39 protein-coding genes and 1 pseudogene are annotated in these 25,223 nt (G+C 45.6%); 15 read left to right on the forward strand and 25 right to left on the reverse strand.

Annotation, left to right across the window (positions count from 1 at the left end; genetic code table 11):
• Positions 1–6: 6 nt before the first annotated feature.
• From terL to ACQY2K_RS05635, 21 genes are all read right to left on the reverse strand, one after another.
• The gene (terL, locus tag ACQY2K_RS05535; protein WP_428041041.1) at positions 7–1,374 is read right to left on the reverse strand and encodes a phage terminase large subunit; all 1,368 of its coding nucleotides are present in this window, start codon (positions 1,372–1,374) and stop codon (positions 7–9) included.
• Positions 1,337–1,765, reverse strand: a complete 429-nt coding sequence (locus tag ACQY2K_RS05540; RefSeq protein WP_428041042.1) for a hypothetical protein — start codon at positions 1,763–1,765, stop codon at positions 1,337–1,339. Before ACQY2K_RS05540 ends, terL begins: the two co-directional genes overlap by 38 nt.
• Positions 1,766–2,395: 630 nt before the next feature.
• The gene (locus ACQY2K_RS05545; RefSeq protein ID WP_428041043.1) at positions 2,396–2,863 is read right to left on the reverse strand and encodes a helix-turn-helix domain-containing protein; all 468 of its coding nucleotides are present in this window, start codon (positions 2,861–2,863) and stop codon (positions 2,396–2,398) included.
• A gap of 23 nt (positions 2,864–2,886) precedes the next feature.
• Entirely contained in the window at positions 2,887–3,135 is a 249-nt protein-coding gene (locus ACQY2K_RS05550; protein ID WP_428041044.1) for a DUF4160 domain-containing protein, read from the reverse strand.
• A gap of 104 nt (positions 3,136–3,239) precedes the next feature.
• Entirely contained in the window at positions 3,240–3,875 is a 636-nt protein-coding gene (locus ACQY2K_RS05555; RefSeq protein WP_428041045.1) for a hypothetical protein, read from the reverse strand.
• A gap of 1 nt (position 3,876) precedes the next feature.
• On the reverse strand, positions 3,877–4,626 hold the full coding sequence (locus ACQY2K_RS05560) for a hypothetical protein (RefSeq protein ID WP_428041046.1): 750 nt from the start codon (positions 4,624–4,626) through the stop codon (positions 3,877–3,879).
• Between the two features lie 51 nt (positions 4,627–4,677).
• Entirely contained in the window at positions 4,678–5,349 is a 672-nt protein-coding gene (locus ACQY2K_RS05565) for a DNA-methyltransferase (RefSeq protein ID WP_428041047.1), read from the reverse strand.
• Between the two features lie 94 nt (positions 5,350–5,443).
• Positions 5,444–5,638, reverse strand: coding sequence for a hypothetical protein (locus ACQY2K_RS05570; RefSeq protein ID WP_428041048.1), 195 nt, complete (start codon positions 5,636–5,638; stop codon positions 5,444–5,446).
• Between the two features lie 93 nt (positions 5,639–5,731).
• The gene (locus ACQY2K_RS05575; protein ID WP_428041049.1) at positions 5,732–5,998 is read right to left on the reverse strand and encodes a hypothetical protein; all 267 of its coding nucleotides are present in this window, start codon (positions 5,996–5,998) and stop codon (positions 5,732–5,734) included.
• Positions 5,995–6,429 carry a hypothetical protein gene (locus ACQY2K_RS05580; protein WP_428041050.1) on the reverse strand — a complete coding sequence of 145 codons (435 nt, stop codon included), beginning with the start codon at positions 6,427–6,429 and terminating at the stop codon, positions 5,995–5,997. The genes ACQY2K_RS05575 and ACQY2K_RS05580 overlap by 4 nt, the downstream gene beginning before the upstream one ends.
• A 285-nt stretch (positions 6,430–6,714) precedes the next feature.
• Entirely contained in the window at positions 6,715–6,870 is a 156-nt protein-coding gene (locus ACQY2K_RS05585) for a hypothetical protein (protein ID WP_428041051.1), read from the reverse strand.
• A gap of 191 nt (positions 6,871–7,061) precedes the next feature.
• Positions 7,062–7,394 carry a DUF4406 domain-containing protein gene (locus ACQY2K_RS05590; protein ID WP_428041052.1) on the reverse strand — a complete coding sequence of 111 codons (333 nt, stop codon included), beginning with the start codon at positions 7,392–7,394 and terminating at the stop codon, positions 7,062–7,064.
• Positions 7,387–7,773 (reverse strand): hypothetical protein, encoded by a 387-nt coding sequence (locus ACQY2K_RS05595; protein ID WP_428041053.1) that lies wholly within the window; start codon positions 7,771–7,773, stop codon positions 7,387–7,389. The genes ACQY2K_RS05590 and ACQY2K_RS05595 overlap by 8 nt, the downstream gene beginning before the upstream one ends.
• Complete coding sequence (locus ACQY2K_RS05600) at positions 7,766–8,521, reverse strand: hypothetical protein (protein ID WP_428041054.1); 756 nt, start codon at positions 8,519–8,521, stop codon at positions 7,766–7,768. Before ACQY2K_RS05600 ends, ACQY2K_RS05595 begins: the two co-directional genes overlap by 8 nt.
• On the reverse strand, positions 8,518–8,928 hold the full coding sequence (locus ACQY2K_RS05605) for a RusA family crossover junction endodeoxyribonuclease (protein ID WP_428041055.1): 411 nt from the start codon (positions 8,926–8,928) through the stop codon (positions 8,518–8,520). Before ACQY2K_RS05605 ends, ACQY2K_RS05600 begins: the two co-directional genes overlap by 4 nt.
• Positions 8,925–9,431 carry a hypothetical protein gene (locus ACQY2K_RS05610; RefSeq protein ID WP_428041056.1) on the reverse strand — a complete coding sequence of 169 codons (507 nt, stop codon included), beginning with the start codon at positions 9,429–9,431 and terminating at the stop codon, positions 8,925–8,927. The genes ACQY2K_RS05605 and ACQY2K_RS05610 overlap by 4 nt, the downstream gene beginning before the upstream one ends.
• 4 nt (positions 9,432–9,435) lie before the next feature.
• A complete protein-coding gene (locus tag ACQY2K_RS05615) occupies positions 9,436–10,248 on the reverse strand; it encodes a ribonuclease H-like domain-containing protein (RefSeq protein WP_428041057.1) in 813 nt (270 codons plus the stop codon).
• Complete coding sequence (locus ACQY2K_RS05620) at positions 10,211–10,654, reverse strand: hypothetical protein (protein ID WP_428041058.1); 444 nt, start codon at positions 10,652–10,654, stop codon at positions 10,211–10,213. The genes ACQY2K_RS05615 and ACQY2K_RS05620 overlap by 38 nt, the downstream gene beginning before the upstream one ends.
• 285 nt (positions 10,655–10,939) lie before the next feature.
• The gene (locus ACQY2K_RS05625) at positions 10,940–11,152 is read right to left on the reverse strand and encodes a hypothetical protein (RefSeq protein ID WP_428041059.1); all 213 of its coding nucleotides are present in this window, start codon (positions 11,150–11,152) and stop codon (positions 10,940–10,942) included.
• A gap of 94 nt (positions 11,153–11,246) precedes the next feature.
• Positions 11,247–11,384 (reverse strand): hypothetical protein, encoded by a 138-nt coding sequence (locus ACQY2K_RS05630; protein WP_428041060.1) that lies wholly within the window; start codon positions 11,382–11,384, stop codon positions 11,247–11,249.
• Positions 11,381–11,557, reverse strand: a complete 177-nt coding sequence (locus tag ACQY2K_RS05635) for a helix-turn-helix domain-containing protein (protein WP_428041061.1) — start codon at positions 11,555–11,557, stop codon at positions 11,381–11,383. Before ACQY2K_RS05635 ends, ACQY2K_RS05630 begins: the two co-directional genes overlap by 4 nt.
• A 363-nt stretch (positions 11,558–11,920) precedes the next feature.
• Between ACQY2K_RS05635 and ACQY2K_RS05640 the strand changes: the two genes are divergently transcribed.
• The 8 genes from ACQY2K_RS05640 (at position 11,921) to ACQY2K_RS05675 (ending at position 17,158) form a co-directional block, all read left to right on the forward strand.
• Entirely contained in the window at positions 11,921–12,580 is a 660-nt protein-coding gene (locus ACQY2K_RS05640) for a LexA family protein (protein WP_428041062.1), read from the forward strand.
• 1 nt (position 12,581) lies between these two features.
• A complete protein-coding gene (locus ACQY2K_RS05645; protein ID WP_428041063.1) occupies positions 12,582–12,929 on the forward strand; it encodes a hypothetical protein in 348 nt (115 codons plus the stop codon).
• A 141-nt stretch (positions 12,930–13,070) separates the two neighbouring features.
• The gene (locus tag ACQY2K_RS05650; protein WP_428041064.1) at positions 13,071–13,304 is read left to right on the forward strand and encodes a hypothetical protein; all 234 of its coding nucleotides are present in this window, start codon (positions 13,071–13,073) and stop codon (positions 13,302–13,304) included.
• A 10-nt stretch (positions 13,305–13,314) separates the two neighbouring features.
• On the forward strand, positions 13,315–13,482 hold the full coding sequence (locus ACQY2K_RS05655; protein ID WP_428041065.1) for a hypothetical protein: 168 nt from the start codon (positions 13,315–13,317) through the stop codon (positions 13,480–13,482).
• A 57-nt stretch (positions 13,483–13,539) separates the two neighbouring features.
• On the forward strand, positions 13,540–15,021 hold the full coding sequence (locus tag ACQY2K_RS05660; RefSeq protein ID WP_428041066.1) for an HNH endonuclease: 1,482 nt from the start codon (positions 13,540–13,542) through the stop codon (positions 15,019–15,021).
• Positions 15,022–15,076: 55 nt separating this feature from the next.
• Entirely contained in the window at positions 15,077–15,400 is a 324-nt protein-coding gene (locus ACQY2K_RS05665; protein ID WP_428041067.1) for a type II toxin-antitoxin system RelE/ParE family toxin, read from the forward strand.
• On the forward strand, positions 15,387–15,761 hold the full coding sequence (locus ACQY2K_RS05670) for a DNA-binding protein (RefSeq protein WP_428041068.1): 375 nt from the start codon (positions 15,387–15,389) through the stop codon (positions 15,759–15,761). Before ACQY2K_RS05665 ends, ACQY2K_RS05670 begins: the two co-directional genes overlap by 14 nt.
• Positions 15,762–16,135: 374 nt before the next feature.
• On the forward strand, positions 16,136–17,158 hold the full coding sequence (locus tag ACQY2K_RS05675) for a tyrosine-type recombinase/integrase (RefSeq protein WP_428041069.1): 1,023 nt from the start codon (positions 16,136–16,138) through the stop codon (positions 17,156–17,158).
• Between the two features lie 214 nt (positions 17,159–17,372).
• Here ACQY2K_RS05675 and ACQY2K_RS05680 read toward each other — a convergent pair whose 3' ends face one another.
• From ACQY2K_RS05680 to ACQY2K_RS05690, 3 genes are all read right to left on the reverse strand, one after another.
• Positions 17,373–17,870, reverse strand: coding sequence for a methylated-DNA--[protein]-cysteine S-methyltransferase (locus tag ACQY2K_RS05680; protein ID WP_428041070.1), 498 nt, complete (start codon positions 17,868–17,870; stop codon positions 17,373–17,375).
• 88 nt (positions 17,871–17,958) lie between these two features.
• Complete coding sequence (trpS, locus tag ACQY2K_RS05685) at positions 17,959–19,002, reverse strand: tryptophan--tRNA ligase (RefSeq protein WP_177745995.1); 1,044 nt, start codon at positions 19,000–19,002, stop codon at positions 17,959–17,961.
• A gap of 88 nt (positions 19,003–19,090) precedes the next feature.
• Positions 19,091–19,276, reverse strand: coding sequence for a DUF4491 family protein (locus ACQY2K_RS05690; RefSeq protein ID WP_428041071.1), 186 nt, complete (start codon positions 19,274–19,276; stop codon positions 19,091–19,093).
• Positions 19,277–19,318: 42 nt separating this feature from the next.
• On the opposite strand from ACQY2K_RS05690, the gene fmt reads away from it, so the two are divergent.
• The 7 genes and pseudogenes from fmt to rplS form a co-directional block, all read left to right on the forward strand.
• Positions 19,319–20,269 (forward strand): methionyl-tRNA formyltransferase, encoded by a 951-nt coding sequence (fmt, locus tag ACQY2K_RS05695; RefSeq protein ID WP_428041072.1) that lies wholly within the window; start codon positions 19,319–19,321, stop codon positions 20,267–20,269.
• A 1-nt stretch (position 20,270) separates the two neighbouring features.
• Positions 20,271–21,266: a PASTA domain-containing protein gene (locus ACQY2K_RS05700; protein ID WP_428041073.1), complete on the forward strand. Its 996-nt coding sequence runs from the start codon at positions 20,271–20,273 to the stop codon at positions 21,264–21,266.
• Positions 21,263–21,958, forward strand: a complete 696-nt coding sequence (rpe, locus tag ACQY2K_RS05705) for a ribulose-phosphate 3-epimerase (RefSeq protein WP_428038204.1) — start codon at positions 21,263–21,265, stop codon at positions 21,956–21,958. The genes ACQY2K_RS05700 and rpe overlap by 4 nt, the downstream gene beginning before the upstream one ends.
• A gap of 44 nt (positions 21,959–22,002) precedes the next feature.
• Positions 22,003–22,251: a 30S ribosomal protein S16 gene (rpsP, locus tag ACQY2K_RS05710; protein ID WP_177745989.1), complete on the forward strand. Its 249-nt coding sequence runs from the start codon at positions 22,003–22,005 to the stop codon at positions 22,249–22,251.
• 15 nt (positions 22,252–22,266) lie between these two features.
• Positions 22,267–22,497 carry a KH domain-containing protein gene (locus tag ACQY2K_RS05715; RefSeq protein ID WP_177745987.1) on the forward strand — a complete coding sequence of 77 codons (231 nt, stop codon included), beginning with the start codon at positions 22,267–22,269 and terminating at the stop codon, positions 22,495–22,497.
• Positions 22,497–23,216, forward strand: a complete 720-nt coding sequence (trmD, locus tag ACQY2K_RS05720; protein WP_177745985.1) for a tRNA (guanosine(37)-N1)-methyltransferase TrmD — start codon at positions 22,497–22,499, stop codon at positions 23,214–23,216. Before ACQY2K_RS05715 ends, trmD begins: the two co-directional genes overlap by 1 nt.
• 5 nt (positions 23,217–23,221) lie before the next feature.
• A pseudogene (gene rplS / locus ACQY2K_RS05725) lies at positions 23,222–23,557 on the forward strand (50S ribosomal protein L19); the annotation flags it as partial.
• A gap of 393 nt (positions 23,558–23,950) precedes the next feature.
• Here the strand turns inward: rplS and ACQY2K_RS05730 are convergent.
• On the reverse strand, positions 23,951–24,895 hold the full coding sequence (locus tag ACQY2K_RS05730; RefSeq protein ID WP_428041074.1) for a hypothetical protein: 945 nt from the start codon (positions 24,893–24,895) through the stop codon (positions 23,951–23,953).
• Positions 24,896–25,223: the final 328 nt, after the last annotated feature.

Here is a 25,223-nt window from a genome sequence, read left to right on the forward strand (position 1 = left end):
ATTCCTCTATCCCCACACCACCACCGGGGTATTGTCATTTAAAAGTTGGTTTACGCCATCGGCCAGGCAGTCCACCTGGTCATCGTGCGCGTGCTTCATATCCTGCCGAAACGCCACACACTCGTCTAAAAAGTCATCCATTCCTTCCTGCGGAACAAACACTTTTCCCGCCGCTACATACGGCACAATGTCCAACACGCGGGAAAACTTATCCTTTTGGCGGGTAAGCGGTACAATCGGCAACGCTTCGCGCGCCAGTTCCTGTATAAGCCCCGTTCCGCTGACTTTATCCTCAATGTAAAACGCGCCCACCGTGCCAAACTGGATACGGATTTGTTGGTAAAACACCCGGGCCGTGGATAGCAGTTCGGGGGCTTCAAATTTGCCCCGTACTTGCGCTAACAGGTAGGCGTTTCCCTGTACCAATCCCCACGCTTGAAAAACGGTAAAATCGTTGTTTTGTCCCGTTTTTTGCGCCGTATCAGCCACGATTATCACCCGCGTAGGCGGGGCGGGCAGTTCGCTATACCGTTTGAACCACACCAGTTTCAGCACATTGCCGCCTGCCACCGTAGGACTTTGTTGGTACAGCGCTTCCCAAGCCAAGGGCCCCAACATTTTCTTTTGTGCTTCCAAAAACACCAAGGAGCGCAACTCGGGAAATAAGGCTTTTCCGTCGGGCGAAATAGCCGGATAACGAAACGAAAGCACGCCTTTTATTTCGCGCTTTAACGTGCCGATTAAATCGTCCACGTGCCAGCGGCTGTGCACCACCACAATCATACTGGGCGTTTGGCGGCGGCTAACAATATCTGCCCGGAAACGGTCTAAAATCTTATCCCGCATTGTTTGACTGTACGCCTCTTCCCGGTTGCGGTAGGGGTCGTCAATCAAAGACACGTGAGACGGGTGCCCAATGTTCCCTGCCCCCATTAAGCGGAAATCTACCTGCCCGCCTGCCGAACCGTCCGGCGTTAGCAAAACAAGCGTTTGGATGTTTTCCGTCTGTCCGCCCCCGGTACGCGGCCCGAATATGGCCAAATACCGCGGAGAGCGTAAAATCATCTTTACAGCAAGCGACGTTTCAAAGAGCAATTTATCTGAGGCGGTGTAGTAGTTAAACCGTTTGTCGGGGTGTAACCCTACCAACCACGCCAAAAAATGCCGCATAAGGGTGGATTTGCCGTGCTGGACGGGTGCTTCCACCGTGGCGACGGGTAAGCCGCCATTTAAAAACTGCCAATACACTTGGTACTGCAAAAAATCGCAAAACGCTTTGACCCACCAGTTTGTTTTTTGCTCTACACCGCTGACGTATCGGTAGAACAAATAGAAATCACTTTGCAGCGCCCGGCGCATTTTGCTTTGCAACATACACGCGCTCCGCCATTATCTTTTTAAGGTCGCTTTCCGAAATTTTCTCGGTTTTAAGGGTCAAATCTACCTTGCTTTCAGCCGGGGACAACATTTCTACAAGTTTAAGGGCCGCATCCACCTGCTTGCCGTTCATTCCGGCGGGGTTCTTTTCTAACAAATAGGTGCGCAGACGGCGCGCTAATGCTTCCATAGCCACTACTTTTTCGCCCGTTTTAGTGGATATTACCTCTGCGAACACATGCGCTAAATTATCCTTTAAGCGGTTGCGTTCGTGCCACTTGTACAGGCCCGCGCTTTTGGCCGCAGGCGAAGGCTGATTGGTAGCCGAAAAGCGGCACTCTTTGGGCGGCAATTTGCCGTTTTTGCCCACACGTTCTTTTTTAGGCATAGCCACCCCCTTGCCGAAACTGGCACAAAGGGACGGTCGCAGTAAAAAATAAGGGTTTAACAAAGGGTTGGATTTGATTTTTGGGGTGCAACGAAGTGTCCGAGGTAACGGAACGGTTGGTTTTGTTCCATTTCCCCACGCCGGAAAGGTTTATTTGGGAAAGATAATTTTTTGTCTGCACCCGGGAACTCCCGGGGACGACATCCGCTTCTAAACGCAAAAAGGAACGACCCCTTTTGGTTTAGGAGACGTTCCTTTTGTAGATAGCACTAATAGTATAACTTAAAAACTGCAAGATTTCAAGGCCCGCTAGGTAATAGCGGGTATTTTTATGCCAACCGGGAAAGGTTTACATTTTTGTATTAAGTAGAGCCTCAACCGAACATTTAGGTTATATAGGAAGGAAACTTTATTTTGGAGTGCATCAAACGATGAAATTAATAAAAATATTTTTATTTTTAGAGGATGGGCAAAGTCGAAAAAACCGCTTTAAAGGAGATTCGTAAGTATGAAGTTTTTTAGACGCCCAGATATTTGGGATATATTAAATATCACCATCGGCGTTGCCTATTATTTGGCGAAATAAGCCGGAGGCTTGGGGGAGGGCTTTCGCTCTCTCCCACCATAGTTTTATTTTGCCACAGGCTTTAACTGATACCCCACTGCGGCAAATAAGCGCAGTATGGTAGCCAGTTGCGGGGCACGTCCGCCGTTTTCCATACGGGCAATACTGGATTGATTGATACCCGTTTTAGCGGAAACTTGGGCTTGGGTCATTTTGGCCTTTTTGCGCAAATCCACAAAACGTGCGACTAGTTCCGCCACTTCTTCATCCTCGTGCGGGGCATCCGGCCACGGAACGCCATTTAAATAAACTTCTTCGGAGGCAAGGTCTATGTCTTCGTTCCATACAATACCGTGTCCACCGGCTTCCACCCGGGCAGATTCAAACAAATCTCGGTAGCGCAGGGCATTAAAAACAGGCCATTTGCGGGTAAGAGGTTCCAAATCGTACTTTTTGAACTCGCCACCCTCAAACAATACACCGATAACCATTCCGTCTAACGGATACACCTTTCGCGCTTTTTTAAATTCCATATTTGCCCCCTTACTTCGGCCCCTTATTCAAGGGGCGGAAGTTTGGTGATGTTTTGTTCGTTCCACATTTTTAAAAGTTCGTTTTGATACTTCTCTGCCCATTCCATAACTAGTTTTTGGGCCTTGTTTGGGAGGTCGCCCTCCGTCATCTTTAATGGGTCCAACTCAAACGTTCCATTGTATTCTCCATAAATAGCGTGAAAATGGGGCGGATTGTGTTCACTAAAAAACATTTTAATCAGTATTCCGTAAAATCTTGTAATTTCGGGCATTGTGTTTTTCTCCTATTCTATATTTATATTATATCCATTTGGCTATATTTTATCAAGTAAAAAAAGGACCTAGAAAATATAGGTCCTTAACATTTAATAAAAATTTATTTACTTTTTAATAATAATCTCGGCTGAGTAAAGTTTGATTCCTTGTCAATTGTGCAATTAATACATACTCGGGTTGAATCACCTATAAGCCTAGTTATAGTAACTAAGTTTTTTTCTAAAAACCACATTCCAATATAAGAAACTATAACGCCAACAATTACCAAATAAATTAGGCTTCGTACTCTTTCATGCATTTTTGTATTTTTGGATTCTATAATTAAACAAAAAGCATACACAAAAATTAACATACACAGTAGCATTAATTCCATAAAAAAGACGGCAATACTGATATTCTCTATTTTGGAAAACACAGTAACATTAGCAGATACAAACGTAATAAAAGCAACAAACAGACCTAATCCTTCAATAATTTTTTGTTTTAAGTTTTTGGATTCGTCTTTAGTTTCCTGCACCTCTTTTTTTAACTGTTCTTTGTCCTTGGTAACAGTAGCGAGATCTTTTTGCACCGTCTCTGTTGTCTGTGCTAGACCTTCTAGATCTTTTTTTATTTTCTCAAAATCTCTAGAAGAAGAAACATACCCTCCGGTGGACTCAGAAACAATGCTGTTTTCATTGTATCCACTGTTAGCATCTGTCATATTACCATTCAAGATAGTGTTATCTTGCGACATATCAACTCACCACTTTCATAACTGCATCACAAGATAAGAATTTTTCCTCAGCAAAGTTGATAAATTCATTATATTCTTCATCTGTCATACGTTTGTTTGGAAAAGAAATATTTATATCCCTTGTAATCCCCAAATTTCTTACTGGTAGATGTCCCGGGACATTATAATTCGCATCCCACACGCGCTTAACATCATTAAACTTATAAGATTTCCACTCACCCGGATCGTACCCTTCTAATGCTTGAACAGAAAACTCCCTGTTTTTCATTTGATCATCAAGCAGTATTTTATTTATGTGCTCTAAAGGGGATATATCTTTTTCAAGAAGCATATAATTGCCCACTAAACCTAAGCGATGTATTCCATAACCTTCATTTAAAAATGAAAATAACGCAGACATTAAAGACCTGATCTTTCCAACAATTTGCCTATAGGTTTCATTGTTGTCCGGAGCATACTTACTAGTAAAAAATAAATCGACCCGCTGAGTACTAACATTGAGAGAAAAAGAATCCCATGTTAATCTGAATAATAAGTCAGAAATATTGATTCTTTGCAAATCAACCGTAGGAGACTCTATTCTTTGCTTCTGCAATATTTGCTTAAAAGAAGTTACTAGGTCAAAAAGATTTGATAGCGTCAACGGAGTCTTTAATAAATATCCGTGTTGAATTGAAATCACATGTATGTTATTCATATCCCCTCCATAAACAACATTATACCAAAACCCTTTGCTATTAATTAAACTCATTGTTTCTCCTAAACGAATTCCCCCGGCCGGGCCGGGGGAGTTCTTTCACATTTAGCCCTTACGGGACACCTCTTCCACTCGGCGGCAAGCGGCGTCAAAATACTTCTCGTTGATTTCAATGCCCGTACCGTGCAAGCCCAATTTTTCACACGCTACCAGCGTGGTGCCGGAGCCCATAAATACATCCAGCACATTGTCTTTTTGAGCCTCGCGAAGCAAAAATTCCAACAAGGCAACGGGCTTTTCGGCGGGGTGGTTCGGCTTACGCGTCAAGCGCGGTTCCTCTACAATGTCGCCCAAACAGCGGTTTTCCAACTTAAAGCCCGGCTGGGTAAACAGGGCTATCATTTCGTACATCGGCCGAAATCCGCGCATATTTGTGCCTAAATACTTTTTGTTCCAAACCACCAAACTTTCCATCGGCCAGCCTAACAGGCACGATGCTTTGGTAAACGTAGCAACGGAACGCCAGTTCAAGAACGACATCAGCGCACCGTCGTCTTTGAGTTTTTGCCGCGCCTTGCCTATCCACTCCGCGTAAAATACAGCCGCGTTCATATAGTCGCCCCACGGGTCTATTTTGCCCTTGCCGTCGCTTTTGGTGTTAATCATATACGGCGGGTCCGTAAGCACCAACCCATAGGCTCCGTCTTGGAGCAAATCCAGCAATTCAAGCGAATTGCCGCAATACAATGTTTGTTTCCCGATTACTTCTTTTCTCATTGACTATCTTCCTTGTGTGTTTATGTCTTGTCCGCCTGCCGGACGGGCAAAACTGGCCGCTTGTGGCGGCGGAAAACAGTCATAACCTCAAAATTTACCGAAATTGTATTTCAAAGAACTGGCTTTCATTGGGGCACTTAAAAAACTGATATACCTCGTTAGGCAAGTCCCAGCCGCCAATCACGCGGATTTGCTCTATCCGGCGGGTAAGCGTGCGGTTAGTATAGCCCCGGTGGAATACGATAGAATCACCGCGTCTTAAACCGTTTAAGCGTTTGCGCCCTCTCACACAACGGGTACCAACTCGGGTACCAGTTACCCGCTTATTAAAAACAAAAAAGCAGGGCATAAAACCCTGCTTATAATTAAAGGGTCATTTCGCTTATTTTTTATCTTTTAGCCAATTCCATTTTGATTTCGCTAGCCAGCCAGAGTAGTTGGATAAATCTACTTTTATAATAAAAAACCGACCCTTCCCTAAAACAGGTTTAAGTCTTGCATACCATTTGGATGCATCAGAGGTAGTATGTAATATATATACATCAGGCATAACCTGCATCCAGTCAATAGCTAAATCCAGTTTCTTTTTTAAGGACTGGGGGTCATATGTGATATTTCCTTCTATAGACAATATATAATTAGCTGTCATACTTTATCCCCCTTATCATCTGTTTCCAATAATGCGGGAGGGTTTTCATTCGGGGTAGATTCTACCAAGGAGTGAGCCTCTACATGTATAGGGTTTTTACTCTCTTGCATAAGCATTATTTTATGATATTCTATTTGGTATTTTTCGCTTTGCAACATTTTAGGATTCCGTATTGCATGGTAGATATATAAAGCAACAAAAAACAAAAGATATAGGGCAAAAAGCCCCAAAACAGGGTAAACACATTGATTGCAAAAAATAGCAACCAATACCATAGGTGTTAAAAACCAAAACGGAAGAGAACATGGCGTCATCACATTTTTTTGTTCCTGTGTCTCAATTTTTAAACCTTTTCCTAATTGTAACTTTGATCCCATTTCAACTGTCCTTTGTAGAAAACTCTTAATTTTATTATATAATTTACTAAACATTTTTACCTCATTAATTGGTGCTGTTTACCACGCCAACGGCTATTTCTTCTCACCAATGGTAAGTAAGCGTTAAATGCAGGGTTTTAAGCATTTTTCACCTCTTGCTATTTTCTTGCTATTGTTTCGCCGGAATCACGCGCATTTTACAAGCCGTGTTATTCGGGAACACAACGCTCGGCTCCCCGCCGCCAAGGTGGCACCGAGTAAGCCCGTTTATCGTTTTACACAAACTGCAATCTTTGCAAGTCTTTCGTTGTTTTTTCATAATTGCTCCAAATTCGCCGTTTAAATGCCGAGTGCGGAATAACCCCGCTCCACACATAAAACGCACACAAAACCCGATTTTGTGGCCTTTCCGTCCGTTTTGAAATATACTTCCCCACAATGTTGGCACCGCTCAAAAGCGGGGTCCAGTTTTTCTGTTTCTTTCTTGCGCTTCATATTCGTACTCCGTGTAAAACTCCATTAGAATAATCCTCCCTTTGGTAGCGGTCCTTGCGTAGATTCAAACTCTTTGCAGAACCGATACGCCCCGTGCATAGCACATTACCGGCACTTATCACTAAACGCACTGTATTTTTTGCAGTGCTCCCGGCCTTCGTTGTCCAATTTATCCCAGGGTCCCGCCGTTCTCATTCGTTCTCCCGTACTATGAGCATTCCGGCCATTTGAGCCACTTGCAGTTCCATATTCACCCCACGGGAACGGGTGTAATCGCCAAACACATACACCACATCGCACGTTAGCATCAGGCGCAAGGCCCGCTTAAAATAAAACTCGTAGGACTTATGCGTGCCAAAAGTTACGCTAATGTCCGCCGGGTTTTGTACCTCGTACCCCGCGGCCCGAAAGGCCTCCGCCCGCGAGTTAAACGCCGCCCGGTTGCAATCGGGCAGACCCGTCATCGGGCCGGAAAGATACACCGTTTGGTGTTTGCTGATGTTTTTTATGTTGATTTTAAGCATATCTTCTCCCAAAAAACGGCGTTGCTTTTAAGCGGTACGGTTCCAGTTCTCCCAGATTAAACCACCGCCGGGTAGGGTTGGCTTGCAAAGCCCGCTGGATATCGTCTAGCGTATACCCGGGTGGCACTTTTGCCCCACGGCACAAAAAATCCGGCCGATCCGACGTCCCCGTAAACAGGGCAATAAGCCGCCCACGTTTGCCGTTTTCTTTGCAAGTCAGGCAAATCTCCGCCCGGCAAACTTGCCACGTTTCCCGCACTCCGTGCACAAACACAGGAAAGGAGCACCGCCCGTAATCGCCGCACAAGTTGCACAGCATATTATTTCTTGTCTTAAAGGCCGCACGCATTTCGCTTGACGGCCCGTTAAAATTAGCCATTTTTCAACTCCTCGCTCTCCACCTCTTGGCGAATGCTGTTTATTTGGCACGCCAAGTAATACAGCGAATACGTTCCCCGCGCTTGGCGCACATACCGGGCCACACAAGCCTCCGCCTGTTTCAAATCCCGGCAGTTTGCCAAAATCGTTTCAAAGTGCGCAATATCCATCCGTACTGCTGCGTTTAAAATTTCGTTATTGTTTACTTTCTTTAACCCCGGGTGGTCCGTTCCCTGCAAATAAAACAGGGCCAAACGCTCCAAGTCTGTTGTGGGGTTTTGAAAATTTAGTTTTAAATTTTTTGATATAAAAATATTCTTATTATTCTTAAAATCTAAGTAAGGTACCTGTACCTTATGTATTTGTAGCGGTGCATTTTCTGCACCGCTTCGGTGCATTTTTTGCACCGCCTCTGGTGCATTTTCTGCACCGTTCGGTGCATTTTTTGCACCGCAAGAACGGGCCTGATAAACGCTAAAATTTGGTACTGTAATTTGCAAAAATGGTTTCCTAACAACACTTACAGTACTAACTTTTTCCAACTGTTTTAACGCATCTAAAATAGTATGTTTAGACCCTATCCCCAGTACCTTTTGTAACTCTGTTAAAGAGGTTATAATTTGCCCGTTTTGGTCCGCTAAAAGGAGCAAATCCACAAACAGACACACGGTAGCGCTATTGAGTTTGCGCACTTGGCTCGTTAAAAATCGTCGGTGCAGTTTAATGTATCCTGTTTTTTGCATTTTCATTTCCAGTCTTCCCCAAAGCCGATAACGTTTTTCAGCCCCTCAGCCAAAATCTCGCACCCGTTTTGCTCGCCCCACACCTTCACGGTGCGTTTATCCACCACCAAGGCATCATCTACCCACCACTTGGCCTGTGTTAAAGCGTCCATAACGGCTTTTTCCAAGTTATCCAGGTCCGCGCGGGACGTTTTATATACCTCAAAATGGCGCGTAGCGGGGCGTTTGTAGGTAAAGCGCACACACAGGCGCACCGCATTTTGAAAAGGGGTTACCGGGCGCTTTTGCCAAGCCGCATTAAATACGGCGTAGTAAAAATCCGGGTGTGCTGAGTACATCGTCCCCTTTTTAAAATTGGCCCGGGGCCGGGCTTGTGGCTCCGGCCGCGCGGGCACATTAATATACAACCTCATTCTTCTTCCGGCTCATATTCTTCGCCGGATTCGTCCAGTTCGTCTGCGTGGGCCTCATCTAACAGGGCTTCCGCACCGTCCTGCATTTCCTCTGCTTGCGCAGAGTCATTTTCGGGCTGTTCTGCCGGGAAAAGGTCCGGCTGACGTTCCTCATCTTTCAGCGGGCGGGATTCAATCACAATGCCCGTTTCAGGGTGTTTTACCGTATAGGTGCCTTGCGTATAGTTAATGATTACGGGGCACTCCATTTCGCGTTCCTCTCCCCCCTCGTTTTTAGCGGCCAAGGCTTTTTTGATTTCCCCGTCCGTACCCTTTACAATGGCTTGCACGGTTTTGGCCTCTTCGGAAAATTTTTCCTTCTTTTCCGTCAGTTCCGCGATTTTTTCGTTGAGGATGTGGATGTCATCCTCCGTGAACTCGTGGAACAAGCGGCGCTTGGTTAAGTCCGTTTTAATATCGTCCTGCGGTTGAACATCCTGCTCGTCTTTTTTTCTTCTCGGCATAGGTCTATTCTCCTTGTATGTCATCAATTTGGCCCGTCATCAGTTTGTAGGCCAGGTAAGTGGTCATCGTGTCCATATAGCAATAGGGGATCACCAACTTGCTTTTACCTTCCTCCGCCAAGCGCGGCGCTTCGGCCCCGCTGATAACTTCTTTGTATTGCGGCAAGCCCAAACGGCTTTGTACCGTTTTGAGTTTTACAAACAACTGGCCGTTAAATTCGGTGGTGTAGTTGCGCAGGTACTCGCGCATCACATCATAATGCGGATTGGTGCCCGGAATAAAAATAGCTGGCAGTTGGAGTTTGTGGCGAATGTATGCGTTACGCAGTTTCGGCAAGTCAAACCCGCGGCTATTAAAGCCCACAATTTCCGTATTCGGCCCGGTGCGTTCGGTCAGCCAGTCGCGCAGGTCCAAGAGCATTTCTTTTTCCGTCTTAAAATTGCGAATTTCCCCATTAAGCCCCGGCATTGTTTTTACCGGGCACGGATCGGGGATGCAGTTCCACACCACATTGCCTGCATCCGTTGCAGCCGCCAATACCATAATGGGCGCTTTGTCTAGTAGTGCGGCCTTATCCACCGCTTTCTGGTAGTTTTCTATTTTGGCCTTTTGGATGTCGTCCTCCGTCTTGGCCTTGGCCGGAATTTTGCTTTCTGTGGCTTTCTCGGCAATGTCCTCGGTAGTGGCGTTGCCGGTTTCAATGTCAAAGCAAAAATGCTTCAAGCCGTTGTTGGCAACCAAAAATTCTTGGATAGGGTTATTGTCTTGCTTGCACATATTAGCGTCCTCCCCATCCGCGGCGATATCCTCCGCCATAGCCGCCTCCGCGGTTATACCACCCGCCGTTGTTATTGCCGCCAAAGCCGGAGCCACCGCTCTTTTGGAAAGCGCGCACCTGCATACCGCTGTTCACAAGCGTCATAATAATTTGTTGCGCCTGCGAGAAGGTATTTGCCGGAAAATTCAGGTACAGCGTAACCACCATACCGTTTAAGTCCCACTCCACTGGCACGCTCCACCCCGTTAAATTAGGCATACCGCCCATCATCGGGGCCGGCTGTGCGGGCGTAAAGTTAGCCGGCGATACGGGTTGCGCCATAGGTGCGGCAGGCATTGCGGCGGGCGCATTGGGTTGTGCCATAAGGCCGTTTACTTGGCTCATTGCTTGTTTAAGCGCCTGGGCCACCATTTCCTGCATTTGTTGATTGTTTTGTTCTCCCATATTATTTTCTCCTTGGTAATGCTCAAAACGTCCCGGACTCTGACTGTTTCCCCTCATAGCCGCCGGGCCGACTTTCAGCCCCAAAAGTGCCACTCGCCATACTGCGGGTAGCACCTTGGGGGCGGGCCGCCCCCTCACTCTGCCGGGTGTGCCAGTGTGTCCACTCCGTCAAGGGTTAAGCCGTACAAGTCCGTAAAGAACAACCGCGATATTTTGCCGTCGCGTTGGGCTTCCTGGATAACCGCCGGACTCGGGCTAATTTTTACGAGTTGCGCTCGTTCAAATCTATTTGGCCTTTTCGGGCCAGTGGGCCTCTATTTCTTGGCGGCACAACTGCACCAGTAAGGCCGCCGCCTGGAAGGCTGTCGCACGCCCCTTGGCTACGGGGGCTATTTCCGGCCGCTCCATAAACTCGTAACGGTCAAAGTTCATTTGCTCCTCTAACCGCTTTTGCAAGTCGGAAAGTTTCTTAATTACTACGGTTCTTTTGCTTGCCATATCTTCTCCAAAAGGTGCGCTGTAACGGGCGCACCCGGGTTGTACGCGCCGGGGCAATTTATCCCGGCCTTTCGCGCGGCCTAATCAATACAACCTAAAACTGCGCATCAAACGCATTTACGGCCAGTACCGCTATCAAAAACGCCGCCGCTTCGCCCACCAGCAAAATGGAAACCAGGCTCCACTCTTCCGGCGTGGTTAAGGTCTGGTAAAAGGTTCTAAAAAAGTTCATAAATCCTCCACCCGCACCCCCAACTTGGCGGCAACGGCTTCCCGTTCAATCAGCACTCGTCCAAAAGGCTTACAGGAACGCAATACCCCCGCTTGGGCAAGTTCCTGCACGCGGCGCGGACTGAGCCGAAAAATGCGGGCAGTTTCCTCTACGGTTAAAAATCTATCTTTCATTGGGTTAATCCTCTTTGCGCGTTACATACTAAAACACGCGGAAAATTGCTAAAATAAAACCGAGGTCTAACAAAAACATACTCTTGGCCGGAGTTGTTGGCTTTCCTGCGTGGCAGGCTCGCCCAATGCTGTTAGATACTCGGTTTATGCTATCCACAAAAGGGGATATTGCCCCCTTTTGCAAAATTTTTCTGTTTGCGGATAGCACCTGTTGCCAACAGGATTTTTTTCTTTATGCGTTCAGGTGTTCACGCACCCGCCGCATTTTGTATCAGGCTTGCGCCTTGCTAAATATATTGTACGTACATTTACGTACAATGTCAAGGGGTGTTTTATTGCACCCTATTTCACGACGAGGAATATATGACAAAAGAAGACTTGTTAAAAAAAATAAATAACGGAATTGTACGTGGCGCAGCTACAAAATTAGCAAACCTTTTGGATATTTCCCACGTGTCTGTTTCACGTTGGATTTCTGGACAATTAAAACCAAGCGAGGAAAATGTTAAAAAAATCGCAAAGGTTTGTGGGGTATCGGAAAGGGATGTTAAAAACGCCTTTTCCATTGAGGATAAAGAATTTTCCCGTTCTATGCGCGCCATTCCGCTGACGGACAAGAACACCATTTCATTACCCATTTTGGCTGACGTACCGGCGGGCCTGCCGGACTTTTCGGAAGCCGACGTAGAAACCTTCTGGGACATCCCCCGCTGGGTGTTTCCGGGCGCAGATTTTGTGGTAAAGTGCAACGGGGACAGTTTAGAGCCCAAGTTGCATTTGGGCGACTATTGCGTGATACGAAAGACGGAAGAACCGTTGCACGGACGGGCTATGGTGGTAAAGACCGAAAACGGAATTTGCATGAAGGTAATCAATAAACTAAAAGACGGTACTATTGAACTTCGTTCCACCAACCCCAAGTATAGGCCCTTTATTCCGCAAGAGTTGGCCATTGTAGGCCTAATCATTGGTCATTGGCGCCGCGACGATAAAGAAAACTGGAATACCCCGGAGGAGCATTAAAATGAAAAAACTTTTATTTTTCGTTCTTGCAATCTCACTATACGGTTGTGGGGTAAGTATTAACCATAATATTGCAACCATTAACGGAAAAACTTATTTGGTAGAAACAAAAAATTATACAGACGGGTTTGGTTCTATTTGGAGTAAAGAGCCGACCTTCCGTGAAATTACGGATGCCGACCTAGCGCAACGTGAAAAAGTGGTGTGTTCTCCTGCAAAAGCAGAATTGGCGCGTCTGGCGGCGGAATGCAATGTCCAATCTGCAAAAGCACAATCCCGCCCGAATTATAAAAAACTATACAAATGCGTTGTTGATAAATTAGCAGAATTGGAAGAGTCTGAAAATTGACCAATTTGGGCTTAAATCTTATGTAACCGTTATGTAATTAAAAGGGTTTTATTTCGCATAATTAATCTTAATTTCCCTATACAAACCTAAAAAAGAGTTTATGTAACTGTTATGTAATTGTTGGGGGTAAAAAATAAAAATGTGTTCGGGTTGGCCCAATGGAGCGAAGAAAGCACTTTTGTAGATTTAGAAAATAAAGACATCGGCCAAGAACTCGCCAAAGACTACGTCGCTACCGTTGCCAAAAAATGCCGTTCCGCCGCCAAACGCCGCGCGAATGCCGCCAACAACAATTCCGGCACGACCGTGGGTCAAAAAACGGAAGTGGACAACAAAGAAGTCTACGCCTGCATTATTGAAAATCTGACGAAATAAAGGGGGATGTATGACTGACGCGGAATTTCAGGATGGAGAAACCGTTCTGTTTAAAAATTGCATAACTAATGAATGGGAAGATGGCATCTTTGCGGGGCAAACTGAGAATGGAATGTATCTTGTAAACACAGGGCGTAGGATAGAAGAGTTTTTGCCTAGTGATGTAATGAAAAAGTAGTTTCTTTATTTTAGCCACGCTTTTACCGCGTGGCATTTTTGTATGGAGGTAATAATTATGTGCAAATGTTTTTATTGTGGTAAATCTTTTACTCCTAAAAAGCCAGAACATATTATTCCTAATTGCATCGGGGGAAAACTAAAAGATAAGACAATTTTATGTGGTACTTGTAACCAGCAATTATCCTCAATAGATAAGGCTTTTGATGAGTTCCGTTTGGTTAACGTTTTAGAAAATCCTGCTCGGGATAACGGGAGGGTCGCGCAGGCCGCTGGTGAAGTTGAAGGAGTGAGGATATCTATTGAGCCGGGTTTCAAAGATATGCATGGTTTTAAAGTTGTTTCTTTTGATAAATCAAAAAAAACCGCGCGTATCGCTATGTTTCATACTTCTGGTATTGGTGAAGCAAAAAATAAAGAACATTTATTCGCGTGGTTAGAAAAGCAGGGGACAGGAAAAGATTTACCAGAGCAAAAAAAATTGGAACATTTTCAAGCAATATGGGATCGTTTTTGTTCTAAAGCAGAACGTATAGAAAGCCCCCTAATTCATTCCGCAAATCCATGTTCTTTTGGGGAAAATCTTTTATTAGCAATCCTAAAAATAGCATTAGGAATGTATTGTCATTGGAAATTAGATAGATCTTTTATTGAAAGGGCGGTTCAAGTATTACGAGAACGGAAAGACGTAGGGCAAATTGTTAATTGGTTCGCTTTAGCCCCTGTTCCTGGGGTAGGTACGTCTCATATAGTCCTGTTGGAAGGAAATCCTGCTTCCCAACAATTATATGCCATTATTTCTATATACAATGCATTTTCTTTTTTTGTTTTATTGAATGCATCATATAACGGGCCGCAAGTTCATAAGATATATTGCTATCAAATAAAGGAACATTCAGAAATTCTATTAGATGCCTCTCTTTCTATAACTCCAGAGCAGGCTCAACAAATACTCTCTGCTTCTGGAGAATATGTCGGTAGTATAATAAAAAATGCTTTAAACAGTGTTATGAAAAAGCATATTCGGTGTTCTGAAGATTTACGGGAAACGTTACCCAAACAAACGGATTGGCTTTTAGGTGCGGCTAAAAGGATAGTATCACACCTTGCATGGAGGAGTGAATTCTTTTCTGCGGAACAGTATAATGAATACTTTATTCAAAATTTGGTTATTTCTATGGAATCAAGTCCCGCGCTTTCTTCTTTAAGTGATGATTTTAAAAGAGATTTGGCTGTGGATGTATTGAAATTTCTTCCATATTCTAACTACAAAGATCGCCATTATGAGGGGAAAATCTTACAAATTTTATTGGAGAAAATTCCACCTCGTTTATGTCTGGTTAAAACTGGAACGGTAGATAAAAACTGGGAAAACATCATTGAAGAAGAAGTGGCTAATTTAGGCAGTCAAACATTTGAGGATAGAGAGTTAACTTTGTTTCTAAAGCAAAAATTTATGCCTAGTTGTCAGTTTTATGTGGATATGCTGAAGAGTTCTATCCGCAATGTGTTGAAACCTATCAAAACAGGCCTAGATTAAAAAATAGGCCCTTTTTGTACTTGCAAAATTGTAAATTATAACTTACAATATGATTATGAAAGAAATACGTTACTTTACCCTACAAAATAAGGCCCCCGTAGTTGAGTGGCAGGCTAAACTGGGAAGCACGGAACGTGCTATTGTCAAAAACGCTTTATATCGTTTAGCCGCAGGGAACACGGGAAAAGCAAAAAATTTAAAAGGCGGCTTGTGGGAACTCCGCTTGCATATATCTTCCGGGTACCGTATTTACTTTGCGTATGAGGGAGACCAGTTAATTATTTTGCTTCACGCCGGGGATAAAAGCACGCAAAAGAAAGATATAGAAAAAGCGCGCAGTTATTTAACCGTATGGAGGGAGATTTATGAAAACTACTGATATTAAAGTGGGCTACTTAACGGAAGACCAGGCAGACGAACTAATAAAATACACCGCCGAGGATGCACGGGAATTTGTCAGACTGGCGGTAAAGGACTTTAAAAAAGACGGAAATCGGGAATTATTTTTCCGCAGTATTTTGCAGGCAGTAAAGTGGATAGGAGTTTCAAAGGTTGCCCGCAAAACAGGTTTAAGCCGTGTGTGTATTTATGATACATTGGACGGTACAAATACCAACCCGTCCTTGGATACTCTTTCGCGCCTTCTGGGAGTGTTCGGGGTGCGTATCAGTTTTGAAATGGCAACGGAAAAAACTTCCCGCCACGCACATAATGCCGCCACCTCTTATGCGGGCTTATGATAAATAAAGATTTTGAACTGGAAAAAGAGGCTTTGCTACCTCTTACGCCAAAATATTAGCGAAAAATCCCAAACGCCGCGAAGCGTTCAAAAAACGCATTATTGCGGACAATAACCGCACCCACAACTTGCCGGTATTCTTAATGAATCTGCGCATTTTGGACTTAAATCACATGTCCCCGTTATGGAATTGTTGGGGGTGGACAAGTAAACGGATATTTTTAAAAGATATCATACGGGCATAAAAAAGCAAGTGTCGGTCAACCCAGCATTGGGAAGCGAACCACCTGCACTAATAGTATAAGTAAAAAAGTGCATTAGGTCAATGTGTTTTATTTTCGTGCGCATACCACCTATTGTTAATTTCACCAATCTATGAACATTTACAAAGATAAACTTGGTACTTACTATGCCGATTATACAGAGGGCGGCAAACGAGTGCGTCGTTCTTTAAAAACGAAGCAAAAGAGCATTGCAATCCTTAAAGCCGGTATGCTGGCACAAAACCCAGTAGGAAAAGGGGACTACCCTAACTGCCCCTTCATAGACTTAGTGGAACGCTACAAACGCGAAGTGCTATCCTTGCGTAAGCCTGGAACTTTGGGACGCTTTATGTCCGCCTATCATCGCTTGGAACAATTTGGCCTACCTAAAACGATAAACGAGGTAACCCCCGATTTTTTGCAAAAATTTCAAATTTTCTTAAAAAGTATTTCTACCAGCGGAAAGGCTGCTGGAATCAACCGCAATGTACGGGCAATCCGAACCTTGATGCGCCAGGCGGAAGCGTGGAATTTAATTGGGGAACAGAGATGGTCCAATGTTCATAAATTGCGCGAACCAAAAGGCCGCGTGGAGTTTCACTCTCCCGAGGAAATAGCAATCTTGCTAGATAGGATGACGCCCAACTGGAAATTAGTTATCTTGCTTGGTTGCCGTGCAGGGTTGCGCCGTGGCGAAATGGCACAACTGCGTTGGCAAGACATAGATTTTGCCAATAACCAAATCTATGTTGCCCCCAACAAAACAGATAAGCACCGCTTTGTTCCGCTAGCGAAAGACTTACGATTAGCCCTAGAAACCGCCAAAAACACGGCAATGGACGATTTTGTCGTACATGTAGGGGAAGAGTCTGCCCGTAACTCCAACTACTTTATCACAGCCGCTTATAAAAAGCATACCGAAAAATTACCCTTTCGCTGTTTCTTACATAAATTGCGGCACACCTTTGCCAGCCATTTGGTACAAGCAGGCGTTGACCTGTACCGCGTAAGCAAATTACTGGGGCATAGTTCCATTAAAATGACCGAAATTTATGCACATCTTGCCCCGGCGGACCTGCAAACCGCGGTAGTAAACCTGCCTCCAATTCCCCCCGCCAAACAGATAAACCCATAAAATAATGACAGACTTTTTGTCAGAGTATAGACGGATAGCATAGACCCCGTCTTGGCTCTTTTTTATGCCCTCCGTCGGAGGGCTTTTTTACGTCTAAAAAGTGATTTTTTTATCATTCTATCGTCGTAAAAACGATATTACGAAAGGCGCGGTAGTTGCGGTTTGGGCAGGTGGTTTCCCTGTCCGGATAAGGGTGTCAAATCCATAGAAAACCTTATATCTTTTCGTGCCTTAAAAGCCAACGCTTGGCTACTAATCCACCGGCATAGCCCTTCAAACTCCCGTTCGCCCCCACCACGCGATGGCACGGGATAATAATGGAAATGGGGTTATGCCCCACCGCACTGCCAACAGCCTGGGCAGACATACTTTTTTGCCCTTGTTCTTGGGCTAAACGGCGGGCAATATCGCCATAGGTAATCACTTGTCCATAAGGAATTTCGCGCAAAATCTGCCACACACGCTTACGAAAGGGGCTTCCCTGCGGGTTTAAAGGCAAGGCAGAAAGGAGCGGACGTTCCCCGGCAAAATACGATTGTAACCATTGGACGGCCTTTTGCAAAACCGGGTGGTCCGCCCGCTCGTCAAATGGTTCCTGATAACCGGCTCCAAAATACTTTTGCCCCGCTAGCCACAGACCGACCAAATGAGTTTCGTCCGCACCCAAGGTCAAAGCCCCAATAGGCGAATGATAAATAGTTTTGTAGAGCATTATTTTCCCTTTCAAATAACACCAGCGGATAAAATTAAAACACCCTCGCGGATTGAGCGGGGGTGCGGTATCAAAAAATCAACTCTTGCTATTCAAAATAATTGATTTTCATTGCGGCGCGCACATCGTGCATTGTTTGTGCGGCCACCGTACGGGCCTTTTCGGTACCCTTCTTCAAAATTTCGTACACCTCGGGCAAGTGCGCTTCCCATTGTTTACGGCGCTCGCGGATCGGGGCCAGTTCGTCCTGTAACACCTGGTTTAAAAACTTTTTAATCTTTACATCGCCCAAACCACCGCGCTGGTAATGCGCTTTGAGTTCGTCCAAATTTTTGTATTCGGGCCAAAACCGCTCAAAATGGTCCGGGCGGCTGAACGCATCCAAATACACAAACACGGGGTTGCCTTCCACACGGCCCGGGTCCTCCACGCGGACGTGGTTCGGGTCCGTAAACATAGACATTACTTTTTTGCGTACGGTTTCTTCATCGTCGGACAAATAAATGCAGTTGCCCAACGATTTACTCATTTTAGCCTTTCCGTCCGTACCGGGCAAACGCAGACAAGCCTTGTTATCAGGCAGGATAATCTGCGGTTCCACCAAGGTTTCACCATAAATAGAATTAAAACTGTGCACAATTTCGCGGCATTGTTCCAACATCGGCATTTGGTCCTCGCCCACCGGCACCGCGGTAGCGCGGAACGCCGTAATATCAGCAGCCTGGCTGACCGGATAGGCAAAAAAACCCAAGGGAATACTGGTCTTAAAGTCGCGCATTTTAATTTCCGATTTTACGGTAGGATTTCTGCCCACGCGCGCGACGGTTACTAAATTCATATAATAAAACGTCAGTTCCGTAAGTTCGGGAATCATAGACTGGATAAAAATAGTGGATTTTTCGGGGTCTAAGCCGCAAGATAAATAATCCAGCGCTACTTGGATAATGTTTTCGCGCACCTTTTGGGGCTGGTGGGCATTATCCGTTAGTGCCTGGGCATCCGCAATCATAATAAAAATTTGGTCAAATTTGCCGCTGTTTTGCAGTTGCACGCGTCTTTTTAAAGAGCCGACATAATGCCCAACGTGTAAACGGCCTGTCGGGCGGTCTCCGGTTAAAATTACTTGTTTCATAGACAGTTTCCTTATAAAAGTGATTAAGCATAAAGCCGCTTTTTATTATTATACCGCTTTTGCCTATTTCCCGCCAATTAGGGCCAGATTATTTGCGATTTGGATTTTTGGCAAACCAATCCTTTTGCACACGTTTTTCCTGCTCAAAAAGTTCCTTTATACTCCACTGCGCGCAAAAACCCGCTATGCTTAACAAGGGAGAAAGAATTTCCCCTGCGGATGAAATACACCAATTAATACAAAAGTCGCCGCCCCGATAACCAAACGCTGCCAATTCAGCTGTTACCTCCTTTCCATATTTGATATTATTATATATATGGCTAAATTAAAAACAATTTTCTTTGGCACGCCCGATTTGTCCGTGCCGTATTTAGAGTTACTTCACCAATTAACCGACGTACAACTCGTCGTTACCCAGGCCGACAAACCCCGCGGGCGCGGTATGGTAATTACCCCCTGCCCGGTCAAGCAGCGCGCGCTGGAACTAAATTTACCTGTTTTATCTCCTGAAAAATTAAAGGACGATTTTGACAAAATCGCCGCCGTGCCCTTTGATTTGGGCGTAGCGGTGGCATACGGCAAAATCTTCCGTCCCGATTTTTTAGCCTTGCCCAAACTGGGTATTTTAAATGTACACTTTTCGCTCCTGCCCAAATTGCGCGGCGCGGCGCCCGTCCAGCAAGCCCTTATCCAAGGCTACACGCACACGGGTATTTCCGTCTTTTGGATTCGCCCGGGTATGGATGACGGTCCGCTGTTTTTGCAAAAGGAAACCGATATTTTACCGCAAGACAACGCGCAAACCTTGTTTGAAAAATTAATTCCCCTCGGTTTGGACGGCTTAAAGGACTGCTTGGAGCAAATTGAAAAAGGCAATATCGTCCAAACCCCACAGGTTGGCGAGCCAACTTTGGCCCCTATGCTGGCAAAAGAAGACGCGCTCCTGCGCCCGGAACTTTTAACCGCCGCCGAACTGAACAACCGCGCACGCGGTTTGGCGTGCGGCCCCAAGCCCAAGGTTCCTTTTACACACAACAACAAAACAGAGTGGCTACAAATAATGCGTGCCGAACCGGGAGACCAGAACTCAAACGAACCGGCCGGAACCGTGTTATTAATTGAAAGAAACAGAGGAATTTTAGTAAAATGTAAAGAAGGAAGTATTTGGTTAAACGAAGTACACCCCGCAGGCAAAAAACCTATGCCGGCAACAGCCTTTGCCAACGGGCGCGGATTAAAAGCGCACGACGGGGTATTTAGAGAATAACGTGAGTAACGAACAGAATTTTGACGATTTTTTAAAGAAAACAAATAAAAACCGCCGCACGAAATGGATTGTGGCGGGGCTTATTGTTCTATTTTTTATCGCGCTGATTTTTATATCAGCCGATTGGGTATTGGGTGCGCTGGTGCACACCCGCAAAGAAGTTACCGTACCCGATTTAACCAAAAAATCTGTTACGCAAGCCCTCGGTTTGCTCGCTTCCAACAATTTGGCTTTAAAACAAGCGGGAGTGGAATTTGCCAAAGAGGTGGCTCCGGGTTCCGTCTTGCGCCAGTTGCCCTCGGCAGGCTCTACCGTGCGCGAGGGACGCGTTGTCCGCGTGTGGATTAGCCAAGGGGACGAAATGGTTTTTGTGCCCAACACCGTCGGCACCGATTTAAGAAGCGCCCAACTGGCCGTACGCCAGGCGGGGCTTTTGGTAGATAAAGTGGATAACGCCTATTCGCTGACTTATGAAAAAGGGCTTATTGTCGCCCAAACTCCCAAGGCGGACAGTATGGTACAAAAAGGCGATAAGGTATCCCTTGTACTTTCCAACGGGGCGCCGCCGGCAAGCGTAATTTTAGTGCCCAATTTTAAGAGTAAAAAACTTTCCGAAGCCACCCTGTGGGCCAGCGCGCAAAATATCAATTTAATCATTAAAGAAGATGCAAAATCAGTCTTTCCGAGCGGTACGGTTGCCGCGCAAAATCCGGCGGAAGACAGCCAAATTGCCCCCGGTGCTAACCTGGAAGTTACGGTCAGCCGCCGCCAAGCGGGCGAGGATGAAAAATCGTACCATCTGCACTACGAAATGCCGCAAGGCAAAAACGCCAGCCGCGTGCGTGTAGTGTTGGAACAAGGCGATACAGAAAACGAAATTTTGAACGAAACGCGCCAACCAGGCTCTAAAATTGACCTGGAAGTTCCGTTTGCAGACAGAGCCACCTTGCGGGTGTTTGTGGACGGTATTTTGGTGCGCGAAAGAGAATTACAATGATAAAAATTTCCAAAATGCCCTCCGCAAATGGTAAAATATCTGTTGCGCCCTCTATCCTGTCGGCCGATTTGTGGCAGTTGGGCAGAGATGTCCTTGCCGTGCAAAAGGCCGGGGCAGATTGGTTGCACGTGGATATTATGGACGGGCACTTTGTACCCAATTTAAGTTTTGGACCGTCCGTCGTAAGTTCTTTGAAAGGAAAAACAGATTTACCGTTAGACGTACATTTAATGGTGGAAAATCCAATGCTGTTTATTGAACCCTTTGCCAAAGCGGGTGCGGATTTGCTTACCGTTCATATTGAAGCAAAGGACGAAATTGTAGATGCGCTTAAACTTATTAAAAGTTTTGGCGTTAAAACAGGATTATCCATCAAGCCGGACACCGACCCGGAACTTATTGCTCCGCTTACGGATTTATTAGATTTAGTATTAGTAATGACGGTGTACCCCGGTTTTGGCGGCCAGGCCTTTTTGCCCGGCAGTGAAGACCAAATTAAACGGGTGCGCCAAATTATCACTGATTCCGGCAAAGCAATTTGGCTGGAAGTAGATGGCGGCATTAACGCGCAAACGGCCCCCCGCGCCATACAGGCCGGAGCGGATGCGCTTGTTGCCGGCAGTGCAATTTTTAAAGCCGCGGACCCTGTATTGGCCCTCAACCAAATCAGACAGGCGGCCCCGGACATTTAATTACAGTCTTTTACCTCGTGTAAAAGCATACAAGGAGAGTCATAATGGCAGTAGTTATCAGATTACAGAGAGTCGGCAAAAAAGCCCAAGCCCAGTACAGAGTAGTAGCGATTGAAAAATCTTCCGCTGTGGGCAAAGAAGCCAAAGAAGTGTTGGGCCAGTATCACCCCTGCAACCCGAACGTGGCCGAACAAGTCAAACTGAATATGCCCAGAGTGGAATATTGGATGAAAGTGGGTGCTAAACCCTCTGAAACCGTCGCGAACTTGATTAAAAAAGCCAGCGCCAAATAATTCCAGCGAGGCATTATGAAAGAATTGGCCACGCTGCTTTTAAAATCTCTTTCCTCTACGCCGGACAATGTGGTAGTGGAAGAAAAGATTGAGCAGAACAAAGTTTATCTGTCCACCAAGGTGGACGCCGCCGACAAAGGTAAAGTAATTGGGAAAGACGGCTGCATTATCAAAGCGGTAAGAACCGTTTTAAATGCCGCGGCCGCCAAACAGAACAAAAAAGTTACCTTAAAGTTGGAAGATTAATGAAAATAGACGTTATCACCGCTTTTGAAGAAATGATAGACCAAACGCTCTCCCACAGCATTGTGGGGCGGGCGCGCAAGGCGGGGATAATAAAATTGGGTACGCTTTCCCCCCGGCAATTTGCCGAGGATAAGCATAAAACCATAGACGACAGGCCCTACGGCGGCGGCCCGGGAATGCTGATGAAAGCGGAACCGCTCTATCAGGCTATTTCCAAACTGCGCAAAAAGACCTCGTACGTCATTTTAACCAGTCCGCGCGGTCAAGTTTTTAACCAGGAATTGGCTAAAAAACTTGCCAAAAAACGCCACCTGATTGTTGTGTGCGGACATTACGAAGGGATTGACGCAAGAATATATCCCGAGGTGGATTTAGAAGTGTCGCTTGGCGACTATATTTTAACGGGCGGAGAATTGGCCGCTTGTGTGATGATAGATGCCATTACCCGATTGCAACGGGGCACTTTTAAAAAAGAGGACGTAACGTCTTTGGAGTCGTTTGAAGGGCATTTGTTGGAAGCCCCGCAATACACGCGCCCGGAGGTTTGGCGCGGGCGGAAAGTACCGGCAGTGCTGTTAAACGGCAACCATAAAGAAATTGAAGCGTGGAAACACGAACAAGCATTACAGATTACAAAACAGTTAAGACCCGATTTGCTTGAAACCGCCTCTCAAAAGTCAAAAAAGGTCCAAAAGAAAAAAACGATTCGGAGGAAGTAAGTTTTATGAATATCAACGAAATTAAACACAATCTCAAAACCAATGTTCCGGTTTTCAAAGCCGGAGACACCGTCAGAGTAAAGGTAAAAGTTGTTGAAGGCGACAACGAAAGACTCCAAGCCTTTGACGGCGTGGTTATTGCCCGCAGAGGAAGCGGCATCAGCGAAACGTTCACCGTACGCAAAATCTCTTTTGGCGTCGGTGTAGAACGCATTTTCCCGGTGCACTCCCCCCGCGTGGACAGCATTGAAGTCCTCAAAGTGGGCAAGGTAAGAAGAGCCAAACTCAACTACCTTACCAAACTCTCTGGTAAAGCCGCCCGCTTGCAGGAAGTTAAAAAAGTGGTGACCGCCAACGCTGCTGCCGAAACTCCGGCCGCCGCTGAAACGGCCCAAGAGGCGAAATAGTTATCCAAACGGAATAACAAACTCCGAACATACCCCTGCGGTTACTAGTCCCGCAGGGGTTTTCTTTGTACAAAAAGGAAATATAGTCGTTATTCCCGCGTGCAGTTGGTGCGGATAGTTCGGAAATCTGTTTTTATGAAACCAGGCAACGACAACAACAGTTCCCCGAACCCGGCGCGCCGAAAAATCTTCGGGGAAGACGCCTAACGGCAAGAGCAGATCCCATATAAAAACCTTACGGGATGACAGCAAAAAGGCAAAAGTCTTATTTCATAAAAGGGCAAAAAAATACCGGAAGAAGTAAAAACCCCCGGTATTTTGTTAAAACTATTTTTTAGTACAAGTGTATGTTGGACAATAGTAATATCTGTCAGACTCCTCAAGGGTCTTGGCTTTAATGTTCCCTATTTTACACGTTTTCCCAACATTAGAACTTGTGCATTTCGGTATAATTGCAGTCGTTGTTGTAACTAACGACCCGTCCGACGATAAGAAAGGATGACCAGATAGAGTTCCTGTGGTTGCGTTTACCATACAAGTGACCCCGCATTTGATGCCTTGCGGAAGCCACCCATACCCGGAATCTGTCAAAGTCCACACATAGGTGTCTTCTGTCGGCGTGAGTTTGCAATTCAATTTATTCCAATCGTTCCATTGGCACGTGTTGTAGTTCCAAGTTCTTGTCTGAGTGCCTGTTCCGTAATCACAGGGCTTTTCTGTCAGTTCGTTCGCCGGGGGCTCGCAAGTGCCTTGTTCCGCCTCGCCGCAGACCAAGTAAACCTCTTCCTTGTTTTTGAGTTTTAATTTCTGCCAACTCATTGTTTCCCCACTACACGCCGGAAATTTATAGCCGAACAAGTTTAGTTCGCTCAAATACATATTATCCGTCTGCATCGTGTAGCCTTGCTTATAGTTGCCTACGCGCAAACTGGTTTCAAAATCAAAGTCCGCCGTTCCGTTCCCGCTACCAATGTGCGCGGTACTACCCTCTATTGCAGGCGCATCATTTAGTTCCAGTTTTCCCCCTGCAATCTTTAATAAGTTATTTACGCGCAACGATTTCCCCGTATTAAATCCCTCGTCTGCTGAACAACCCAAGTTCATTTGGCAGGCAGAGGTTAAGCCGACGTCCATTTGTTTCATTACATCCACCTGGCTATATGCCACATATTTCACCGGGAAATACGTTACCATTGTCATTTTATTGGCACCCGCCGCCATAGAGGGTGTGGAAGCACATAAGAAGCACAACCCTATTAATAGTTTCTTCATTTTTTTCTCCTTTTAAGGCCTTTTTATTTGGGCAAAACGGCCTTTTATATGTGTTTTTATATACCGGATACATCCGGGTATATCCGGCCTTAATTTTCAAAATTTTAACAAAAAAAAAAAATAAAACAACCCTTTAAAAAACACTACGCGCCGCGCCTTGCAGGCGGCAGATTGTCCGCGTCCTTTTGATTTATTGGGCAACACTGTTTTGGCAATGCCGCAACCTACGAAACAACACCCATAAATAAAACAAAGGCCGTTATAAAAATTAGGGTCATCCTGAATTGCCGCCCATACCGCTAGGCGGCACCCCGTAGTGTTTCTGTAC

The sequence above is a fragment of the Candidatus Avelusimicrobium fimicolum genome, from assembly GCF_021632165.1.
GTDB classification, from domain to species: Bacteria; Elusimicrobiota; Elusimicrobia; order Elusimicrobiales; family Elusimicrobiaceae; genus Avelusimicrobium; species Avelusimicrobium fimicola.

Coding starts and splice junctions, on each gene's coding strand:
- terL (WP_428041041.1), bottom strand. CDS start 1,374: ATGTTGCAAAGCAAAATGCGCCGGGCGCTGCAAAGTGATTTCTATTTG.
- ACQY2K_RS05540 (WP_428041042.1), bottom strand. CDS start 1,765: ATGCCTAAAAAAGAACGTGTGGGCAAAAACGGCAAATTGCCGCCCAAA.
- ACQY2K_RS05545 (WP_428041043.1), bottom strand. CDS start 2,863: ATGGAATTTAAAAAAGCGCGAAAGGTGTATCCGTTAGACGGAATGGTT.
- ACQY2K_RS05550 (WP_428041044.1), bottom strand. CDS start 3,135: ATGCCCGAAATTACAAGATTTTACGGAATACTGATTAAAATGTTTTTT.
- ACQY2K_RS05555 (WP_428041045.1), bottom strand. CDS start 3,875: ATGTCGCAAGATAACACTATCTTGAATGGTAATATGACAGATGCTAAC.
- ACQY2K_RS05560 (WP_428041046.1), bottom strand. CDS start 4,626: ATGAGTTTAATTAATAGCAAAGGGTTTTGGTATAATGTTGTTTATGGA.
- ACQY2K_RS05565 (WP_428041047.1), bottom strand. CDS start 5,349: ATGAGAAAAGAAGTAATCGGGAAACAAACATTGTATTGCGGCAATTCG.
- ACQY2K_RS05575 (WP_428041049.1), bottom strand. CDS start 5,998: ATGACAGCTAATTATATATTGTCTATAGAAGGAAATATCACATATGAC.
- ACQY2K_RS05580 (WP_428041050.1), bottom strand. CDS start 6,429: ATGTTTAGTAAATTATATAATAAAATTAAGAGTTTTCTACAAAGGACA.
- ACQY2K_RS05585 (WP_428041051.1), bottom strand. CDS start 6,870: ATGAAGCGCAAGAAAGAAACAGAAAAACTGGACCCCGCTTTTGAGCGG.
- ACQY2K_RS05590 (WP_428041052.1), bottom strand. CDS start 7,394: ATGCTTAAAATCAACATAAAAAACATCAGCAAACACCAAACGGTGTAT.
- ACQY2K_RS05595 (WP_428041053.1), bottom strand. CDS start 7,773: ATGGCTAATTTTAACGGGCCGTCAAGCGAAATGCGTGCGGCCTTTAAG.
- ACQY2K_RS05600 (WP_428041054.1), bottom strand. CDS start 8,521: ATGAAAATGCAAAAAACAGGATACATTAAACTGCACCGACGATTTTTA.
- ACQY2K_RS05605 (WP_428041055.1), bottom strand. CDS start 8,928: ATGAGGTTGTATATTAATGTGCCCGCGCGGCCGGAGCCACAAGCCCGG.
- ACQY2K_RS05610 (WP_428041056.1), bottom strand. CDS start 9,431: ATGCCGAGAAGAAAAAAAGACGAGCAGGATGTTCAACCGCAGGACGAT.
- ACQY2K_RS05615 (WP_428041057.1), bottom strand. CDS start 10,248: ATGGCGGAGGATATCGCCGCGGATGGGGAGGACGCTAATATGTGCAAG.
- ACQY2K_RS05620 (WP_428041058.1), bottom strand. CDS start 10,654: ATGGGAGAACAAAACAATCAACAAATGCAGGAAATGGTGGCCCAGGCG.
- ACQY2K_RS05625 (WP_428041059.1), bottom strand. CDS start 11,152: ATGGCAAGCAAAAGAACCGTAGTAATTAAGAAACTTTCCGACTTGCAA.
- ACQY2K_RS05630 (WP_428041060.1), bottom strand. CDS start 11,384: ATGAACTTTTTTAGAACCTTTTACCAGACCTTAACCACGCCGGAAGAG.
- ACQY2K_RS05635 (WP_428041061.1), bottom strand. CDS start 11,557: ATGAAAGATAGATTTTTAACCGTAGAGGAAACTGCCCGCATTTTTCGG.
- ACQY2K_RS05640 (WP_428041062.1), top strand. CDS start 11,921: ATGACAAAAGAAGACTTGTTAAAAAAAATAAATAACGGAATTGTACGT.
- ACQY2K_RS05645 (WP_428041063.1), top strand. CDS start 12,582: ATGAAAAAACTTTTATTTTTCGTTCTTGCAATCTCACTATACGGTTGT.
- ACQY2K_RS05655 (WP_428041065.1), top strand. CDS start 13,315: ATGACTGACGCGGAATTTCAGGATGGAGAAACCGTTCTGTTTAAAAAT.
- ACQY2K_RS05660 (WP_428041066.1), top strand. CDS start 13,540: ATGTGCAAATGTTTTTATTGTGGTAAATCTTTTACTCCTAAAAAGCCA.
- ACQY2K_RS05665 (WP_428041067.1), top strand. CDS start 15,077: ATGAAAGAAATACGTTACTTTACCCTACAAAATAAGGCCCCCGTAGTT.
- ACQY2K_RS05670 (WP_428041068.1), top strand. CDS start 15,387: ATGAAAACTACTGATATTAAAGTGGGCTACTTAACGGAAGACCAGGCA.
- ACQY2K_RS05675 (WP_428041069.1), top strand. CDS start 16,136: ATGAACATTTACAAAGATAAACTTGGTACTTACTATGCCGATTATACA.
- ACQY2K_RS05680 (WP_428041070.1), bottom strand. CDS start 17,870: ATGCTCTACAAAACTATTTATCATTCGCCTATTGGGGCTTTGACCTTG.
- trpS (WP_177745995.1), bottom strand. CDS start 19,002: ATGAAACAAGTAATTTTAACCGGAGACCGCCCGACAGGCCGTTTACAC.
- fmt (WP_428041072.1), top strand. CDS start 19,319: ATGGCTAAATTAAAAACAATTTTCTTTGGCACGCCCGATTTGTCCGTG.
- rpe (WP_428038204.1), top strand. CDS start 21,263: ATGATAAAAATTTCCAAAATGCCCTCCGCAAATGGTAAAATATCTGTT.
- rpsP (WP_177745989.1), top strand. CDS start 22,003: ATGGCAGTAGTTATCAGATTACAGAGAGTCGGCAAAAAAGCCCAAGCC.
- ACQY2K_RS05715 (WP_177745987.1), top strand. CDS start 22,267: ATGAAAGAATTGGCCACGCTGCTTTTAAAATCTCTTTCCTCTACGCCG.
- trmD (WP_177745985.1), top strand. CDS start 22,497: ATGAAAATAGACGTTATCACCGCTTTTGAAGAAATGATAGACCAAACG.
- ACQY2K_RS05730 (WP_428041074.1), bottom strand. CDS start 24,895: ATGAAGAAACTATTAATAGGGTTGTGCTTCTTATGTGCTTCCACACCC.